We start from the raw sequence: 17,321 nt of genomic DNA, 5'->3' as shown, positions 1-17,321 counted from the left end.
ACACGGAGCCGGCGCGGGGCCCAAACCCCTACCCCCACGGATTTGCAAAGGATTTCACCATGAGCACCACAGACCCCACCCAGCAACGCATCGCCGAAATCGTCAAATCCAGCGACGTGGTCCTTTTCATGAAGGGCACGGCCCAGTTCCCTATGTGCGGTTTTTCCGGCCGCGCTATCCAGGTCCTGAAGGCTTGCGGCGTGAACAAGCCCGCCACCGTGAACGTGCTGGAAGACGAAGAAATCCGCCACGGCATCAAGGAATTCAGCAACTGGCCCACCATCCCCCAGCTGTATGTGAAGGGTGAATTCATAGGCGGCTCGGACATCATGATGGAGATGTACCAGAGCGGCGAACTCCAGCAGGTGCTGGGCACACCCGCCGCCTGAGCGGCCCGGCGGCCAAGGCAGGGCGCCTGTGAGCTGCCCGCCGGCCACACAACCGTCAACTACCGCTCAGCGCGTATAGCCTGAGCAGGCGCCCGCGTCCACGGCACCCTTGCATTCACGTTTGAGGCGGGCTGTGCGCTGGGCGACCGTTTCACCGGAACCCGGGATGAATTTGGCTTTACTGCCAGATTTCGCGGCTTTTTTTGATTTGGCCTTGGCGGGCTTCTCGCCCTCCGGTGCCGGCTGGGTCTGCGCCTGGGCATGGCTTGCCGCCAAAGCGGCCGCCATGAGCGCGGCCAGGACGGGTCTCATCAAAGACTTGATGTTCATTTTTCGCTCCCTCTCTTTTTTGCTTTTATCAAACGCGGCTGACACCGCGCGCCTCGGCAAATTCTATTGCAGCTTGGGATCGCCGAAAACCTCGTCATCAGGCGGCGTGTCCGCCGGCAGGCGGAAGCCTTCGCTGGCCCAGGCGCCCAGGTCGATGTTTTTGCAGCGCTCGCTGCAAAAAGGGCGAAAAGGGTTGCTGGGCGCGTAAATGCTTTCGCCGCCGCAACCAGGGCATACGACCAGCTTGACGGGTGGGGAGTCTTTTTTCGTCACAGGCATGTTTCAGGACAAGTCTGGGGGATCAATCGGAAAAGAGGCCGGTGCTTGGCAAGCCCGAGGATCAGGAACAGAGGGTCAGTTCAAACGCCGAATCGTCGGTGCTGGCATGCAGCCGGTCGTCTTCGCCGTGGCGCATGAGGCGCACCGAAACGATCAACCGGTTGCCGCTGATTTCAGGAATCAGCCCCAGGGCGGGGTCTATCCGGAGGCGCAAAAGCTGGAAAGTGCGTCCTTGCGGCAGCGTCTGCTGGTATTGGCCGGCCGGTGCCACCACTTTTTGCGGCGCGCCGGAGTCTCGCAGCAAGGTCAACAGCACGCGTATGGACTCGGCGAGCGGAACCAGGGGGGTGATCCATCGCTGCAAGTCCTGCTTGCGCACACCCGTCTGCAGGTGCTGCCAGGCATAGTAGGCCGGCAGGTCAAACTCGCAGGTTCCGCCCGGGATGCCGACGCGGCTGCGGATGCTCATCAGCCAGTCGTTTTCGGTCAGCGACTGGCCGGCCTTTCCGGGCAGGCTGTTCAGGGCGGAAAAACAGCTTTCGAGCTGGCCGGTCACCTCGTCCAGGACGGCCTCCGAAATGGCCGGGTTGCCGCGGTAGCCGTTGAGGACGTGTTTCTGTTTCTCAAGGTCCTTGAGGACGTCGGTCTTGAGGTCGGCCCGCGCGCCCACGTCCATGATTTCAAAAATCGTCGTGATGGCGTAGTGGTGATCCGTCGGGCTCTCCCGCTCCACCAGTTCCCCAAGGCGGCGGAACAGGTGTTCAAGTCGCAAATACGTGCGTATGCGTTCGTGAAAAGGATACTCGTAAAGGATCACAGCGCTATATTTTCGTCGGCTTCAATGAGGAGGTTTGTTTGCGCATCATAGCCCGAAGCGCGCGGCAAGCCGCCGCACCTCCGCGTCCAGGGCCTCCAGCGGCAAACCGTCATTGTGCAAGCATATATCGGCGGCCGACAGCCGCTGCGCGCGGCTGGCCTGTCCAGCGATGATTTTCTCCACCGCCTCCCGGGGCCAGCCGTTGCGGGCCATCACGCGGCTAACCTGGGTGGCTTCGCCGCAGTCCACGACCAGCACCTGGTCCAGTTGCTGCCGCCAGCGCCCGGACTCCACCAGCAGGGGGACATCAAACACCACACAGGCACAACCGGCAGCGGCGGCCTGCTCGTATTGCCGCAAGGTCTCGCGGCTGACCAGGGGGTGGACAATGGACTCCAGCCGCCGCCTGGCGGAGGGGTCGTCAAAGGCCAGTTGGCGCATCCGGTCCCGGTCCATGGCGCCGTCGGCGGTGACCATCTGGCCGCCGAACTGCGCGGCGATCTCCTTCATGGCGGCGCCACCTGCCGCCGTGACCGCACGGGAGATCGCATCGGCATCCACCAGCGCCGCGCCGCAAGCCACCAGGGTGCGGGCGACCGTGCTTTTCCCGCTGCCTATGCCGCCGGTCAGTCCGATGCGCAAGGCTGCACGGCGCATGGCATCACAGGCCGATAAACCGGAGGATGGATTGAGGCCCGAAGACCATGGCTGTGAAGCCCGCCCCGGCCAGGAAAGGGCCGAAGGGCACGTAGCCGCCTTCACGCAATCCGCTGGAAAACTTCATCGCAATGCCGACGGCGGCGCCGATCACGGACGCCATCAGGATCATGGGCACCAGCGCAGGCCAGCCGAACCAGGCGCCTAGCGCGGCGAAAAGCTTGAAGTCGCCATAGCCCATGCCCTCTTTGCCGGTCACCAGTTTGAACGCCCAATACACCAGCCACAGGGAAAGGTAGCCGGCGACCGCACCCCACAAGGCCGTCCCCAGGGTGACCGGGGGATTCCACTGAAGGGCTGCAACAATCAGGCCGGCCCATAGCAAGGGCAAGGTGATGTCGTCCGGCAGCAAGGTCGTGTCCCAGTCGATCACCGCCAGGGCCAGAAGCGCCGCGGAAAAACCGCACCAGGCCAACGCGGTCAGCGACAAGCCCCAGCGCCACGCACAAAAGAAGAACAGGGCCCCTGTCACCGCTTCGACCATCGGGTAACGCAGGCCGTAGGGCGTACCGCACACGGAACACTTGCCCCGGAGAAACAGGTAGCTGGCCACCGGAATGTTTTCATACCAACGTATGACATGTCCGCAGCTGGAGCAGCGCGAACGCGGCACCAGCAAGTTGAATTTTTCGGCGGGTTCCTGGGCAATTCCGGTCAGTTCGGCGCATTCCTGCGCCCACTGCCGCTCCATGATCTTGGGCAGGCGGTAGATAACGACGTTGAGGAAACTGCCGATCAACAGGCCCATAAAGCCGGCCGGCAACGCATCGAATGCCGGCCCCAGACCGGTCCCCATCAAACGACTTGACCCAGCTTGAAAATAGGCAGGTACATGGAGACCACGATCCCGCCGATCAGCGTGCCCAGGAACACGATGATGATGGGCTCCATCAGGCTGGAAAGGCCGGCCACCATTTCATCGACTTCCGCTTCATAAAAGTCCGCCGCCTTGCCCAGCATGTGGTCGATGGAGCCGGACTCCTCGCCGATCGCGCACATCTGCAGCACCATGGAGGGGAACAGGTTGGCATTGCTCATGGCCGCCGTCAGGCTGGTACCCGTGGAAACTTCCTGCTGGATTTTCTCGGTGGCATCGGCATACAGCGAGTTGCCGGAAGCGCCACCGACGGAATCCAGCGCCTCGACCAGCGGCACGCCTGCGGCGAACATCGTGGCGAGCGTGCGGGTCCAACGGGCGATACAGGATTTTTCGATCAGTGCGCCGAACACCGGCACCTTGAGCAAAACCCTGTCCATGAACTTCTGCATTTTCTCGTTGCGTTTCCAGGCCTGGAAGAAGAAGTAGAGCCCGCCGCCTATGCCACCGAAAATCAGCCACCAATAGGCCACGAAAAACTCGCTCATCGCAATGACGATCAGCGTGGGCGCCGGCAAATCGGCGCCGAATGAGGAAAACACGTTTTTGAACGACGGGATCACAAAAATCATGATCACGGCCACCACGACAAAGGCCACCACCACCACCGAAATCGGGTACATCAGGGCCGACTTGATTTTGGACTTGATGGCTTCGGTTTTTTCCATGTAGGTCGCCAGCCGGTCCAGCAGCGACTCCAGGATACCGGCGGCCTCGCCGGCCTCGACCAGGTTGCAGTAGAGCGCATTGAAATACATCGGGAATTTGCGAAACGCCGCGCTCAGCGAAGTACCGGTCTCAACGTCGGTGCGCACGTCATTGAGCAACTTGGTCACGCTGGCATTGGGATTGCCGCGGCCCACAATGTCGAAAGCCTGAAGCAGCGGTACGCCGGCCTTCATCATGGTGGCCAGCTGGCGGGTGAAGATCGCAATATCCTTGGGCTTGATCGATTTGCCCGCGCGCATCTTGCGCTTCTTGATTTTGGTGGGCAGGACGCCCTGGCGGCGCAGGGAGGATTTGACCTGGTTCTCGCCGGCGGCGCGGATCTCACCGCGAACCTGCTTGCCGCCCCGGTCCTTGCCCTCCCACTCGAAAACAAATTCCTTGATGCCCTTGGATACTGCAGTTGCCATGATGCTTTCTCGTTGTATCGACAGTCTCAGACCGCCTTGTCGCCACGCTCATGCCGCCAGGTGGCGGCAATTGAACGCGACTGCTTAAACATTGGTGCAGCCCAGGATCTCTTCCAGCGAAGTCATGCCGAGCTTGACCTTGGACAACCCCGACACGCGCAAGCTTTTGACCCCCTCCAACTCCGCCTGGGCCGCGATTTCCAGGGCGCTGCCGTCGCGAAGGACGATACGCTGAATCTCCTCTGAAATGGGCATAACCTGATAAACACCGACGCGGCCCTTGTAACCATTTGTACACATGGAGCAGCCTACAGGCCGGTAAGGAGTCCAGGAACCGTCCACATCCTCTTCCTTGAAACCCGCATCCAGCAGGGTCTCCCGCGGGATGTCCGCTGGGGCTTTGCAATTGGGGCAAAGCCGCCTGGCCAACCGCTGGGCGGTGATCAGGATCACGCTGGAAGCGATGTTGAAGGGCGCAATGCCCATGTTGCGCATACGCGTCAGTGTGGTCGGCGCATCGTTGGTGTGCAGGGTCGACATGACCATGTGGCCGGTCTGCGCGGCCTTGATCGCGATATCGGCGGTTTCGAGGTCACGAATCTCACCGACCATGATGATGTCTGGATCCTGCCGCAGGAAGGCCTTGAGCGCGACCGAAAAGGTCATGCCGGCCTTGTCATTCATGCTGACCTGGTTGACGCCCGGCAAGGTGATTTCAGCAGGGTCTTCGGCCGTCGCGATGTTGACGCCCGGCTTGTTGAGGATGTTCAGGCAGGTATACAGGGACACGGTCTTGCCCGAGCCAGTAGGCCCGGTCACGAGCACCATGCCGTACGGCCGCTGGATGGCGGCCATCAAACGTTCTTTTTCAACGGCCTCATAGCCGAGGGCGTCAATGCCGAGCTTGGCGCTGCTCGGGTCCAGGATACGAATGACGATTTTTTCGCCATACATGGTGGGCAAGGTGCTGACCCGGAAGTCGATGACCCGGTCCGGGCCGATCTTGAGCTTCATTTTGCCGTCTTGCGGCACGCGCTTTTCGGAGATGTCGAGCTTGGAAATGACCTTGATGCGGGCGGCCAGCTTTTCCTTGATGGCCACTGGCGGCGAGGCGATTTCGCGCAATTCTCCGTCAACCCGGAAACGCACGCGGTAGGTATGCTCGAATGGTTCAAAGTGCAGATCGGAAGCCCGCATGCTGAAAGCATCGAGCAGCATTTTCTGGAGGAATTTGACGACCGGCGCGTCCTCGACCTCAGAGACGCTCGCGTCGCTGTCCTCGGCCGTCGCGTCAGCGCTGGACTCGTCAAACTCGAAATCGTCGCCGATGATGCTTTCCATTGCCTCGGACGCGGAGGTATTGGAAACCTCCACCAGCTTGGAAAGCTTGTCGTATTCGGCGATCACCCAGTCCACGCCCATCTGGGTGGAGAACTTGATTTTTTCTGCCGCCTCCTGGTCGGAGGGGTCCGCCGTCGCCACGATCAGCCGGTTGTTGCGCTTGCTTAAGACAACAATGCGGTAAGTTGTACAGATCTTGGGGTCAAGCAGGCCCTTGGGCAGACGCTGGGCGTCAATGGCCTCCAGGTCCAGCAAAGGCGCGGCAAATGCCGTGGACATGGTATGGGCCAAGTCGAACGCGGATACCGCGCCGGACCCCGTCAGCTCGGCAATAAAGCTGGTTCGCCCGCTTTGGGCCTTGCGAAAAATGTCTTCGGCGGCCTTTTGACCCAGTTTCCCCGCCACCACCAAGGCCCGTCCCAGGCCGGGCAGGGCCATGGAAGGCGGTTGGTTGATTGCGGTGTCGACAGCGGCCATGGTTCTGGGGTTTAGCTCAAATAGGTATCATCGCCTATAGATTCCCGGGTGTAAATCGAAAACGCCCCCACCCCCCGGGTAGCGTTGGAAGTTTGCGAAGAAACGCACACTTAAGAAAAAACCGGGCTTGGTCGGGGTGAGAGGATTCGAACCTCCGGCCTCTACGTCCCGAACGTAGCGCTCTACCAGGCTAAGCTACACCCCGCCGTCACACAACCCGTCAGGAACGCCTCTCCAGCAATTGGGAGGCCAGTTGGGTCAAGGCATTACTGTAAATGTTTTGCGGCAAGACCCGCAAGGCATTCAGCGCGCGCTGAGCTTCCACGGCGGCGGCATCGCGGGTTGCCCGCAATGCGCCTGTCTGGTGCACGATCTCGATGATTCGCGCCATCTGGTCGGTCCCGCCGGTTTCAATGGCCTGCCGGATGGTGGATCGTTCGGCCTCGCTGCCGCGTTGCATGGCGATGATCAAGGGAAGGGTTGCCTTGCCCTCCCGCAGGTCATCCCCAAGGTTCTTCCCCATTTCCGAGACATCCCCGTCGTAATCAAGCACGTCGTCGATTACCTGGAATGCCGTGCCCAGCGCCTGCCCGTAGTCGGCGCAGCTTTCCTCGACGGCCGACGGCGACTGCGCCAGCAAGGCCGCCAAGCGAGCGCTTGCTTCAAACAGCTTGGCCGTCTTGGAGCGAATTACCCTGAGATAGCCTTCTTCGGACAGTGCCGCGTCGTGCATATTCATGAGCTGCAGCACTTCCCCTTCGGCAATCACATTTGTGGCTTCGGCCAGGGTTTGCATGATGCGCATGTCCCCAGCCTCCACCATCATCTGGAAGGCCCGGGAATACAGGAAGTCGCCGACCAGCACGCTCGCGGGGTTGCCGAAGGCCTCGTTGGCGGTGGCACGGCCGCGCCGCAAGGTGGACTCGTCCACGACGTCGTCATGCAGCAAGGTCGCGGTGTGAATGAACTCCACGACGGCCGCGAGGTTGTAACGCTGGTCGCCGCGGTACCCGAGGGCGCCGCACATCAGCAATAAAAGGGCTGGGCGCAACCGTTTCCCGCCGGCTGCCACGATGTAGCCCGAGACCTGGCTGACCAGGGGCACTTCGGACTTCAGGCGGCGCTCGATCACCGCGTCCATCCCGCGCATGTCGTCGGCAATCAGGGCGAGGGCTGCGGCGGTGCTTGAGGAATTGGCAGACAAAAGGCGATCCAGACGTTAAATGTGGCCCGATTATAGGAAGCCGTCCCGCCCGCCCAGGCCCGGCCGGCTCCGGAAACCGGCGCCCCAAAGCCCCAAAACAGCCCTTCTGGTCAATTTCGGACTGCCATGCTAGAATATTGGGCTCTGCGGAAATCCGTCTGCAGAACTCAATTTACGAGGTCTTACATGTACGCGGTCATAAAAACCGGTGGCAAACAATACAAGGTTGCTACTGGAGAAAAAATTAAAGTAGAACAGATTGCTGCGGACGTAGGCCAAGAGATCGTTATTGACCAGGTCTTGGCTGTCGGCACCGGCAGCACGATCACGGTTGGTACGCCCTTGGTTTCCGGCGCTACTGTTACAGTCACTGTCCTTTCGCAAGGTAGGCACGACAAGGTTCGCATTTTCAAAATGCGCCGTCGCAAGCACTACCAAAAGCGCCAGGGCCACCGGCAAAACTACACGGAACTGCAAATCGGCGCCATCGCCGGTTAAGCAGGGACGTACCAGGAGTAACGAAAAATGGCACAGAAAAAAGGCGGCGGCTCTACGCGAAACGGCCGTGATTCACAGCCCAAAATGCTTGGCGTCAAGAAATTTGGCGGCGAAGTCATCAACGCAGGTAGCATCATCGTGCGCCAGCGCGGCACCAAGTTCCATCCAGGCGTCAATGTCGGCATCGGCAAAGACCACACGCTGTTTGCGCTGGTTGACGGCTCGGTCTCGTTTTCCGTCAAAGGTGCGCTGAACAAGCACACCGTGAATGTGACTCCGGCGTAAGCTGATCACTTCGATAAGTCACTTCGACTGAAACGAAGCCCCGACCTGTCGGGGCTTTTTTGTTTGTAAACTTGATCTTCGGCTCCATCGCCCCTGGTTTAACCGCAGCACTCCATCATGAAATTCGTTGACGAAGCCTTTATTGACATTGCCGCAGGCGATGGCGGGAGTGGCTGCGTCTCCTTCAGCCATGAAAAGTACAAAGAGTTCGGCGGCCCCAACGGCGGTGACGGCGGGCGCGGCGGCCATGTGTACGCGGTCGCGGACATCAACCTGAACACGCTGGTGGATTTCCGCTTTTCGCGTCGCCACGATGCCCGCAACGGCCAGCATGGCATGGGCTCGGACATGTTTGGCGCCAAGGGCGACGACGTCATCCTGAAAATGCCTGTGGGCACCATCCTGACCGATGCCGAAACCGGCGAAGTCCTTTTTGAGCTGCTGGTGCCCGGCGAGCAGGTGCTGATCGCCAAGGGTGGTGACGGCGGTTTCGGCAACCTGCGCTTCAAAAGCTCGACCAACCGTGCGCCGCGCAGCAAGACGCCGGGCTGGCCCGGCGAGCGCAAAAGCCTCAAGCTGGAGCTCAAGGTGCTGGCCGACGTCGGATTGCTGGGCATGCCCAACGCCGGCAAATCTACCTTCATCTCGGCGGTTTCCAACGCCCGCCCCCGCATCGCCGACTACCCCTTCACCACGCTTCACCCCAACCTGGGCGTGGTGCGGGTCGGCCCCGAACAAAGTTTTGTGGTGGCCGACCTGCCCGGCCTGATCGAAGGCGCTTCCGAAGGCGCCGGCCTGGGCCATCTTTTCCTGCGGCACCTGCAGCGTACCCGCCTGCTGCTGCACATCGTGGACCTGGCCCCCTTCGACGAAGGTGTGGACCCGGTGGCACAGGCCAAGGCCATTGTCGGAGAGCTCAAGAAATACGATGAATCGCTCTATGAAAAACCGCGCTGGCTGGTTCTGAACAAGCTCGACATGGTGGACAACGACAAGCGCGCGGCCATCGTCAAGGACTTCGTCAAGCGTTTCAAATTCAAGGGCCCGGTTTTCGAGATTTCGGCGCTGACGCGCGAGGGCTGCGAACACCTGATCAAGACCATCTACCAGCACGTCAAGCAGGTGCAGAAAAGCGAACAGCCGGTGGAAGAAATCGACCCGCGCTTCGCCCCGCTGCCCCCTGAATCGCCGGAACCGTCCTGACATCCTTGTTTTCGGCATCCCAGCCGCGGGTAGCTGCAGGGCTGCATCCGCCCCACTCCACACAACCGCTGCCGATGCCCGTGTTGACGGGAACGCAGCCTGAGAAGTACTGAACATGCAAGACAAACCAGGCTCCCCCATCCTGCGCAACGCCAGACGCATTGTGGTCAAGGTGGGGTCCAGCCTGGTCACCAATGAAGGCCGCGGGCTGGATGCGGTGGCCATCGGCCTGTGGTGCGAACAGCTGGCGGCTCTCGTCAAGGACGGGCGCGAGGTGATCATGGTGAGCAGCGGCGCCATTGCCGAGGGCATGAAGCGCCTGAACTGGAGCGCGCGCCCCAGGGCCATCCATGAGCTGCAGGCGGCCGCAGCGGTAGGCCAGATGGGCCTGGTCCAGGTCTACGAGACCAAACTGCGTGAAAACGGCATCGGCAGCGCCCAGGTCCTGCTCACACACGCCGACCTGGCCGACCGCGAACGCTACATCAACGCCCGCTCCACCCTGCTGGCCCTGCTGCAGCTCGGTGTCGTGCCTGTCATCAACGAGAACGACACGGTGGTCAACGACGAGATCAAGTTCGGCGACAACGACACGCTGGGTGCGCTAGTCGCCAACCTGGTGGAGGCCGATGCGCTGGTCATCCTCACAGACCAGAAAGGCCTGTACACCGCCGACCCGCGCAAGGACCCGGCGGCGCAGTTTGTGCACGAAGCCAAAGCCGGCGACCCGGCGCTGGAAGCCATGGCAGGGGGCGCCGGTTCCAGCATCGGCAAAGGCGGCATGATCACCAAGATTCTGGCCGCCAAGCGCGCCGCGGGATCGGGCGCGTCAACCGTGATCGCCTGGGGGCGCGAACCGCATGCGCTGATACGGCTGACGCAGGGCGAGCCCATAGGCACACTGCTCGTGGCGCAGACCCAGAAGATGCAAGCACGCAAGCAATGGATGGCCGATCACCTGCAGATGCGCGGCTCGGTCACGGTGGACGCGGGTGCGGTGGTCAAGGTGCAGGGCGAGGGCAAAAGCCTGCTGCCCATCGGCATGACGGCGGTTCAGGGCGACTTTTCACGCGGCGACGTCATCGCCATCCGAAGTCCCGAGGGGACGGAGATCGCGCGCGGCCTGGCCAACTATTCCAGCGCCGAAGCCCGGCTGATCTGCCGCAAGGCATCCTCGGAATTCGAGAAACTGCTGGGCTACACGGGTGAGCCCGAAATGGTCCACCGCACCAACCTCGTATTGACCCGCTAGCTCTGCTTGGGTGATCGGCAAGTCGGCCGATATTAATCGGCCATCCGGAAGTTCGGGTTTTTCAGGCGGCGGACCAGCACGTCGACCGAGGTCGCGGGCGCCGCGCTGTCGCAGGCGCCGGCCCTCGCGAAACGCAAGGCGTGCTTGGACGGCATGTTCTCAAACATGGAGCGCCACTCGGGATTGCTCACGTGAGTCCACTTCCCGTCCGCTGATTGGCGCGCATAGGTTTTGAATTCGCCGGTCGAGCAGCGTATGCCTTCATACATCACATTGCGGGCGCCGCTGGCATTGGAAGCCACCATGACATAACGCACGATCCCGTCCTTCTTGGAAATGCTGAGGGCGGCCGGGTCCACGCCATACACCAGCTGGGAATTGGGCGAGACCTCGAACGTGATCAGCTTCTTGACGTCAAACGCCGGTGGCGGCGGCGTCTCGATTTCCTTCCAGTCGGCGGGATCCTCCAGCACGTACGTCTGGGCCTGCGCCGGGCCAGGGACGTTCAGCGCCATCAGGAATAACGAGGCCAGAATGGCCGAGGAGAATTTCATGGTTTTGGGATAGTGGGATCCGCGCCCAGGCTGGTTTGCGGATCAGGTTCAAAGGTGGCGCCGGGTGGCAATTCAAAAGAGGCACCCGGCCTGATCTGCGCGTGGAAAGACTCGCCAGCAGCATGGAATCCGCCCTCGCCGGCCGGGCCCGCATGGTCGCGCTGGTGCAGGCCGCCGCGCAAGTAGCGGTTGCGATGGTCGGGACGCGGCTCGGCCCGGTTGTCCGTGCGCGGGACAAACCTTGAGAGCTCGGTCAGCGCCATCTCGTAGACGCCGCGCTTGAACTCGACCACCACGTCCAGCGGCACCCAGTAGTCGTTCCAACGCCAGGCATCGAACTCGGGATGGTCGGTGGCGCGCAGGTTCAGGTCCCAGTCGTGGCCGACCAGCTGAAGGAGAAACCAGATTTGTTTCTGGCCTTTGTAATGTCCGCGCGCATCGCGGCGGATGAACCGGTCAGGCACCTCATAGCGCAACCAGTCTCGGGTTCGGGCCAGCACATTCACATGCTGCGGCAACAGCCCCACTTCTTCATGCAACTCGCGGTACATGGCCTGCTCGGGATTTTCGCCCCGATCAATGCCACCCTGCGGAAATTGCCACGAGTGGGTACGGATACGTTTGCCCCAAAATACCTGACTTCTCTGGTTGAGCAAGATGATGCCGACGTTGGGCCTAAAGCCGTCCCGGTCAAGCATAATCAAACCTCAAAATTTTTAAACTGAGTCCATTATGCACAGCGAAGGCCCCAGCGCCAAGCGCACGGCGGGCTGCAGCACCTTTTCCCCAATTTTCCCACCCGGAATCCCCGAAAACCGCCCATGAAAGCCTCCCAGTTCTTCATTTCCACCCTCAAGGAAGCCCCTGCCGATGCGGAAGTCGTCAGCCACCAGCTCATGATGCGGGCCGGCATGATCAAGAAACTAGGTGCCGGCGTTTACAACTACATGCCCATGGGCCTGCGCGTGATCCGCAAGGTCGAAGCCATCGTGCGCGAGGAAATGAACCGCGCCGGCGCCGTGGAGATGACCATGCCGGTGATCCAGCCAGCCGAGCTCTGGCAGGAAACCGGCCGCTTTGAAAAAATGGGCCCCGAGCTGCTGCGCATCAAAGACCGCCACGGCCGCGACTTCATCGTCCAGCCGACCAGCGAAGAAGTCGTCACCGACGTGATGCGGCAGGACATCAAGAGCTACAAGCAGCTGCCGAAAAATCTGTACCAGATCCAGACCAAGTTCCGCGACGAGCGGCGTCCGCGCTTCGGCCTGATGCGCGGGCGCGAGTTCATCATGAAGGATGCCTACAGCTTCGACCGGGACCAGGCCGGCGCCAAGGCCAGCTACCAGGTCATGGCGGCCGCCTACCGCAAGATTTTTGACCGTTTCGGCCTGACTTACCGCGCAGTCGCTGCCGACAGCGGCGCCATAGGCGGCGACCTGAGCGAGGAATTCCAGGTGATCGCCGCCACCGGCGAAGACGCCATCGTCTACTGCCCCGGCAGCGACTACGCAGCCAACATGGAAAAGGCCGAGGCACTGCCGCCCCAGGGTGCGCGCAAGCCGGCGTCGCAGGCCATGGCCAAAACGCCCACCCCCGGCAAGGCCACCTGCGCCGCCGTAGCCGAACTGCTGGGCATCCCGCTGAACACCACCGTGAAGTCGCTGGTGATGGCCACCGACGAACTTGACGAGGCAGGCAAGATCGTGAAATCCCAGGTCTGGCTGCTGCTGCTGCGCGCCGACCACGACATGAACGAAGTCAAGGTCGGCAAGGTGCCGGGCCTGGCGGATGTCCGCTTCGCCACGCTGCCCGAGATTGAAGACCATTTCGGCTGCAAACCGGGCTACCTCGGCCCGTTGAATTTGAAGAAGCCCGTCAAGCTGGTGGTCGACCGCGAAGTCGCCGCCATGGCCGACTGGGTGTGCGGCGCCAATGAAGCCGATTTCCACATGACGGGCGTCAACTGGGGCCGCGACCTGCCAGAGCCCGAACTGGTGGCCGACATCCGCAATGTGGTGGCGGGCGACCCGTCGCCGGACGGCAAGGGGGCGCTGGTGATTGAGCGTGGCATCGAAGTCGGCCACGTTTTCTACCTCGGCACCAAATACAGCCGGGCCATGAACGCCACCTTCCTGGGCGAGAACGGCAAGCCGCAATTCATGGAGATGGGTTGCTACGGCATCGGCATCACGCGCCTGCCGGCTGCGGCCATCGAGCAAAACCATGACGAGCGCGGCATCATCTGGCCCGACGCCATTGCCCCCTTTACCGTGGTGCTGTGCCCCATCAGCCCCGACCGCTTCCCCGAAGTCGAAGCGGCTGCCAACAAACTTTACGGCGAACTGCTCACGGCCGGTGTGGACGTGATCCTGGACGACCGTGGCGAGCGGCCCGGCGCCATGTTCGCCGACTGGGAACTGATAGGCGTGCCGCACCGCGTCACCATCGGCGACCGCGGCCTGAAAGACGGGCAACTCGAATACCAGCACCGCCGCGACGCGGCCTCCAGCAAGATAGACGTTGCCGGCGCCTTCGACTTCCTCAAGGGAAAGCTGGCGCTTTGACGTTTCCATGGTTTCCGTGCGCTCATTGACCATGTCCGCATCCGGTGCCGCCCCGGCAAAGGCGCAAGGGCTCTCCCGCCGAAGCTGCCTGCTGGCCTTGCCAATTGCCTGCAGCCCGCTGCTGCTGGCGCGGCAGGCGCATGCCGGCGCGCAGATCGAAGAGCCCTTGATCGATTCGGTGCGCACCGCGCTGAGCTCGGCCATCGCCAACCAAGCCCCTCCCGTGCCCGAGTTCAAGGACACGGAAAGCCGCCTGACCTACCTGCGCTGGCTGGGCGCCATGAGCGACCGCCTCAAGAAGAAAAAACCCGAGTGGCAGATCCGCAAGGAGTTTTTGCAAACCGTCTGGTACGAAAGCAAACGCGCCGGGTTGGACACCACGCTGGTGCTGGGCCTGATCCAGGTTGAAAGCAACTTCCGCAAGTTCGCGGTCAGCAACGTCGGCGCGCGCGGCTACATGCAGGTCATGCCCTTCTGGACGCGCGTGATCGGGGACGGCGACCCCGGCAAGCTGTTCCACATGCAGACCAACCTGCGCTTCGGCTGTGTGATCCTGCGCCACTACCTGGACAGGGAGCGCGGCGACCTCTTCCTGGGCCTGGGCCGCTACAACGGCTCACGCGGCAAATCGCCCTACCCCGACGCGGTGCTGGGCGCAAGCAAGAACTGGGTGTTTGCCGGCTGAGGCAAGGCGGGAAAGCCAGGCCAGGTCAGCAGGTCGTGCCGGCAAAGCCCCGTTCTTCGGCAAACCAGGCCAGCACCGGCACTGTGCCCGGCAAGACGGGTTCCACGCTGACCGGCAGCGATTGCCAGGCATAAGACTGGCCCTCATGCATCTGCAGCTCACCAGTCCACTCGAACACCTTGCAGAAATTCAGGCGCACCAGCGCATGCGGGTAGTCGACCATCTCGACCTTCCAGGGATGGACAGCGCCTATGGTCACGCCGATTTCTTCCTGCAGCTCGCGGCGCAGCGCGGCTTCAACGCTTTCGCTCTGCTCGAGCTTGCCGCCCGGAAATTCCCAGTAGCCTTCGTAGACCTTGCCGGGAGGGCGGGATGTCAGCAGGAAGTCGCCATCGGGGCGAATCAGGACACCCACCGCGACATCAACCACCTTGCGGTCCGCGCCGCCCTCGCGCGGCCGCTCAGCGTCGGCGACCAGCACGCTCATGTCGAATGGTCCGGGGCCTGGTCGTTCGCGTCGGGTGACGCGGCGACGGAAGCGCCCGGCCGCTCGTAGGCGGCAATGGCCGGCGCCGCCACGGGCCGGCTGGCACTGTCGCGGCCGGCATAGTCGCGGGCAAACTGGTAGGCCACGCGGCCGCTGCGCGAGCCGCGCTCCAGCGCCCAGACCAGCGAAGCCGGTTTTGCCGCCGCAATCGCATCCGGGCCAACGCCGAAAGACGAAAGCCACTGCGCGACGATGGTCAGGTATTCGTCCTGGCTGAAGGGGTAAAAACTGACCCAGAGGCCGAAGCGTTCGGACAGAGAAATCTTCTCTTCAACGACTTCGCCAGGGTGCACTTCACCGTCTTCGCTGCGGGTGTAGGTGAGGTTTTCCGTCATGTACTCGGGCAGCAGGTGGCGCCGGTTGCTGGTCGCGTAGATCAGCACGTTGGGCGTGGCCGCCGCGACGGAGCCATCCAAAATGGATTTGAGCGCCTTGTAGCCCGGCTCGCCTTCCTCAAAACTCAGGTCGTCGCAAAAGACGATAAATTTCTCGGGCAGGCCGGACACCACGTCGACGATGTCCGGCAGGTCGATCAGGTCGGCCTTGTCGACTTCAATCAGGCGCAGGCCGCGTGACGAATACTCGTTCAGGCAGGCCTTGATCAGCGAGGACTTGCCGGTGCCGCGTGCGCCCGTCAACAGCACGTTGTTGGCGGGCTTGCCCAGCACGAACTGCTCGGTGTTGCGTTTGATCTTTTCCTTCTGGTCCTCGATTTCCTTGAGGTCACCGAGGCGCATGTTGCCGATGTGCCGCACCGGCTCCAGCGAGCCGTGGCCGGAACTGCGCTTGCGGTAACGGTAGGCGATCGAGGCGTTCCAGTCAGGTGCGGCCAGGGGCTGCGGCAGCACGGACTCGATCCGCGCCATCAGGGACTCGACGCGGGTGATCAGGCGCTCAAACTGCTCGTTCATGCGGGCTCAGCTTCGGTAATCGGCGTTGATCTTGACGTAGTCGTAGGAAAAATCGCAGGTCCAGACGGTGTCGGCCGCCGTGCCGCGGCCCAGCACCACGCGCACCGTGATCTCGCTTTGTTTCATCACACGCTGGCCGTCGGCCTCGACATAGCCGGGATGCCGGCCGCCGTTCTTGGCCACCAGCACTTCGTCCAGGTACAAATCGATTTTCGTCTGGTCCAGGTCGCCAATGCCCGCATAACCGACCGCCGCGAGAATGCGGCCCAGGTTGGGGTCGCTGGCGAAGAATGCGGTTTTCACCAGCGGCGAATGGGCGATCGCGTAAGCCACCTTGCGGCATTCCTCACCGTCCTTACCGCCCTCGACCTGGATGGTCATGAACTTGGTGGCGCCTTCGCCGTCACGCACGATGGCCTGCGCCAGCTGCCGGGCGATGTCCATCATGGCTGCGCGCAGGGCCTGGCCGTCGGCGCTGTCCAGCGAGGTCACGGGCGCGTGGGCGGCCTTGTTGCTGGCCACGACCACAAAGGAATCATTGGTCGAGGTGTCGCCGTCCACCGTCACGCGGTTGAACGAACCCTCCGCCAGTTCCCGGGCCAGCTGCGCCATGAGAGGCTGGGCCACGCAGGCGTCGGTCGCCATGAAACCCAGCATGGTGGCCATATTGGGACGTATCATGCCGGCGCCCTTGCTGATGCCGGTGATGGTGACTTCGGTGCCCGAAAGCTGGATGCGTTTGGAAAAAGCCTTGGCCACCGTGTCGGTGGTCATGATGGCTTCAGCCGCATTGCCCCAGTTGTTTTCTTTCGCGTCCGCCAGCGCGGCAGGCAGGCCCGCCGCGATGCGGTCGTTGGGCAGTGGCTCCATGATGACGCCGGTGGAAAACGGCAGGACCTGTTCTGGCGCGAGGTCCAGCAGGCGGGCCAGCGCGATGCAAGTGGCGTGCGCTCGGCTCAGGCCGTCGTCGCCGGTGCCGGCATTGGCATTGCCGGTGTTGATGACCATGGCGCGTATGCCCGCCGTCATGCCGCCGTTCTTCGAAAGGTGTTCGCGGCAGATCTGCACGGGCGCCGCGCAAAAGCGGTTCTGCGTAAAGACCGCCCCTACCGATGCCCCTTCGTCGAGCAGCAGCACGGAAAGGTCTTTGCGATTGGCTTTGCGTATGCCCGCTTCGGTAATGCCCCAGCGCACGCCGGGAACAGGGTGGAGGTCCGCGGCGGGCGTGGCGACCAGATTGACGGGCATGTGTTGA

General features: G+C 62.3%; 20 protein-coding genes and 1 tRNA gene. 7 read left to right on the top strand and 14 right to left on the bottom strand.

Annotation, left to right across the window (positions count from 1 at the left end; translation table 11 throughout):
* Positions 1-59 precede the first annotated feature (59 nt).
* On the top strand, positions 60-389 hold the full coding sequence (gene grxD / locus AC1D0O_RS05220) for a Grx4 family monothiol glutaredoxin (protein ID WP_411877371.1): 330 nt from the start codon (positions 60-62) through the stop codon (positions 387-389).
* Between the two features lie 66 nt (positions 390-455).
* On the opposite strand, the gene AC1D0O_RS05215 is transcribed toward grxD, so the two are convergent.
* From AC1D0O_RS05215 to AC1D0O_RS05175, 9 genes are all read right to left on the bottom strand, one after another.
* Entirely contained in the window at positions 456-719 is a 264-nt protein-coding gene (locus tag AC1D0O_RS05215; protein WP_477652483.1) for a hypothetical protein, read from the bottom strand.
* A 63-nt stretch (positions 720-782) separates the two neighbouring features.
* Complete coding sequence (locus tag AC1D0O_RS05210; protein WP_477652482.1) at positions 783-998, bottom strand: DNA gyrase inhibitor YacG; 216 nt, start codon at positions 996-998, stop codon at positions 783-785.
* Between the two features lie 61 nt (positions 999-1,059).
* Positions 1,060-1,815: a cell division protein ZapD gene (zapD, locus tag AC1D0O_RS05205; protein ID WP_436157435.1), complete on the bottom strand. Its 756-nt coding sequence runs from the start codon at positions 1,813-1,815 to the stop codon at positions 1,060-1,062.
* Between the two features lie 45 nt (positions 1,816-1,860).
* Positions 1,861-2,472: a dephospho-CoA kinase gene (gene coaE / locus AC1D0O_RS05200; protein WP_477652481.1), complete on the bottom strand. Its 612-nt coding sequence runs from the start codon at positions 2,470-2,472 to the stop codon at positions 1,861-1,863.
* Positions 2,473-2,476: 4 nt separating this feature from the next.
* The gene (locus AC1D0O_RS05195; RefSeq protein WP_477652480.1) at positions 2,477-3,328 is read right to left on the bottom strand and encodes a prepilin peptidase; all 852 of its coding nucleotides are present in this window, start codon (positions 3,326-3,328) and stop codon (positions 2,477-2,479) included.
* Entirely contained in the window at positions 3,328-4,545 is a 1,218-nt protein-coding gene (locus tag AC1D0O_RS05190) for a type II secretion system F family protein (protein ID WP_477652479.1), read from the bottom strand. The genes AC1D0O_RS05195 and AC1D0O_RS05190 overlap by 1 nt, the downstream gene beginning before the upstream one ends.
* Positions 4,546-4,629: 84 nt before the next feature.
* Entirely contained in the window at positions 4,630-6,363 is a 1,734-nt protein-coding gene (pilB, locus tag AC1D0O_RS05185) for a type IV-A pilus assembly ATPase PilB (RefSeq protein WP_477652478.1), read from the bottom strand.
* Positions 6,364-6,491: 128 nt separating this feature from the next.
* Positions 6,492-6,568: transfer RNA gene (locus AC1D0O_RS05180), tRNA-Pro, on the bottom strand.
* Between the two features lie 15 nt (positions 6,569-6,583).
* A complete protein-coding gene (locus AC1D0O_RS05175; RefSeq protein WP_477652477.1) occupies positions 6,584-7,567 on the bottom strand; it encodes a polyprenyl synthetase family protein in 984 nt (327 codons plus the stop codon).
* Positions 7,568-7,753: 186 nt separating this feature from the next.
* Between AC1D0O_RS05175 and rplU the strand changes: the two genes are divergently transcribed.
* From rplU to proB, 4 genes are all read left to right on the top strand, one after another.
* Complete coding sequence (gene rplU, locus AC1D0O_RS05170; RefSeq protein ID WP_122955355.1) at positions 7,754-8,065, top strand: 50S ribosomal protein L21; 312 nt, start codon at positions 7,754-7,756, stop codon at positions 8,063-8,065.
* A 27-nt stretch (positions 8,066-8,092) separates the two neighbouring features.
* Positions 8,093-8,350: a 50S ribosomal protein L27 gene (gene rpmA, locus AC1D0O_RS05165; protein ID WP_122955354.1), complete on the top strand. Its 258-nt coding sequence runs from the start codon at positions 8,093-8,095 to the stop codon at positions 8,348-8,350.
* A 117-nt stretch (positions 8,351-8,467) separates the two neighbouring features.
* A complete protein-coding gene (cgtA, locus tag AC1D0O_RS05160) occupies positions 8,468-9,553 on the top strand; it encodes an Obg family GTPase CgtA (RefSeq protein WP_477652476.1) in 1,086 nt (361 codons plus the stop codon).
* Positions 9,554-9,668: 115 nt separating this feature from the next.
* Complete coding sequence (proB, locus tag AC1D0O_RS05155) at positions 9,669-10,805, top strand: glutamate 5-kinase (RefSeq protein WP_477652475.1); 1,137 nt, start codon at positions 9,669-9,671, stop codon at positions 10,803-10,805.
* Between the two features lie 32 nt (positions 10,806-10,837).
* On the opposite strand, the gene AC1D0O_RS05150 is transcribed toward proB, so the two are convergent.
* Both AC1D0O_RS05150 and AC1D0O_RS05145 read right to left on the bottom strand, forming a co-directional pair.
* The gene (locus AC1D0O_RS05150; protein WP_477652474.1) at positions 10,838-11,359 is read right to left on the bottom strand and encodes a CNP1-like family protein; all 522 of its coding nucleotides are present in this window, start codon (positions 11,357-11,359) and stop codon (positions 10,838-10,840) included.
* Positions 11,356-12,057, bottom strand: a complete 702-nt coding sequence (locus tag AC1D0O_RS05145) for an RNA pyrophosphohydrolase (protein ID WP_477652473.1) — start codon at positions 12,055-12,057, stop codon at positions 11,356-11,358. The genes AC1D0O_RS05150 and AC1D0O_RS05145 overlap by 4 nt, the downstream gene beginning before the upstream one ends.
* Before the next feature lie 123 nt (positions 12,058-12,180).
* Between AC1D0O_RS05145 and AC1D0O_RS05140 the strand changes: the two genes are divergently transcribed.
* A complete protein-coding gene (locus AC1D0O_RS05140) occupies positions 12,181-13,923 on the top strand; it encodes a proline--tRNA ligase (RefSeq protein WP_477652472.1) in 1,743 nt (580 codons plus the stop codon).
* Positions 13,924-13,954: 31 nt separating this feature from the next.
* Entirely contained in the window at positions 13,955-14,608 is a 654-nt protein-coding gene (locus AC1D0O_RS05135) for a lytic transglycosylase domain-containing protein (RefSeq protein ID WP_477652806.1), read from the top strand.
* 25 nt (positions 14,609-14,633) lie between these two features.
* Here the strand turns inward: AC1D0O_RS05135 and AC1D0O_RS05130 are convergent, their stop codons facing one another.
* Genes AC1D0O_RS05130 through argJ form a run of 3 tightly spaced genes read right to left on the bottom strand, consistent with a single transcriptional unit; the run spans position 14,634 to position 17,314 of the window.
* Positions 14,634-15,095 carry an NUDIX domain-containing protein gene (locus AC1D0O_RS05130; RefSeq protein WP_477652471.1) on the bottom strand — a complete coding sequence of 154 codons (462 nt, stop codon included), beginning with the start codon at positions 15,093-15,095 and terminating at the stop codon, positions 14,634-14,636.
* Complete coding sequence (locus AC1D0O_RS05125; protein WP_477652470.1) at positions 15,092-16,066, bottom strand: ATP-binding protein; 975 nt, start codon at positions 16,064-16,066, stop codon at positions 15,092-15,094. Before AC1D0O_RS05125 ends, AC1D0O_RS05130 begins: the two co-directional genes overlap by 4 nt.
* Before the next feature lie 6 nt (positions 16,067-16,072).
* A complete protein-coding gene (gene argJ / locus AC1D0O_RS05120) occupies positions 16,073-17,314 on the bottom strand; it encodes a bifunctional glutamate N-acetyltransferase/amino-acid acetyltransferase ArgJ (protein ID WP_477652469.1) in 1,242 nt (413 codons plus the stop codon).
* Between the last annotated feature and the right edge of the window lie 7 nt (positions 17,315-17,321).

Source organism: Polaromonas sp. P1_F2, assembly GCF_056405735.1.
This window is presented reverse-complemented; position numbering and strand designations above follow the sequence as displayed.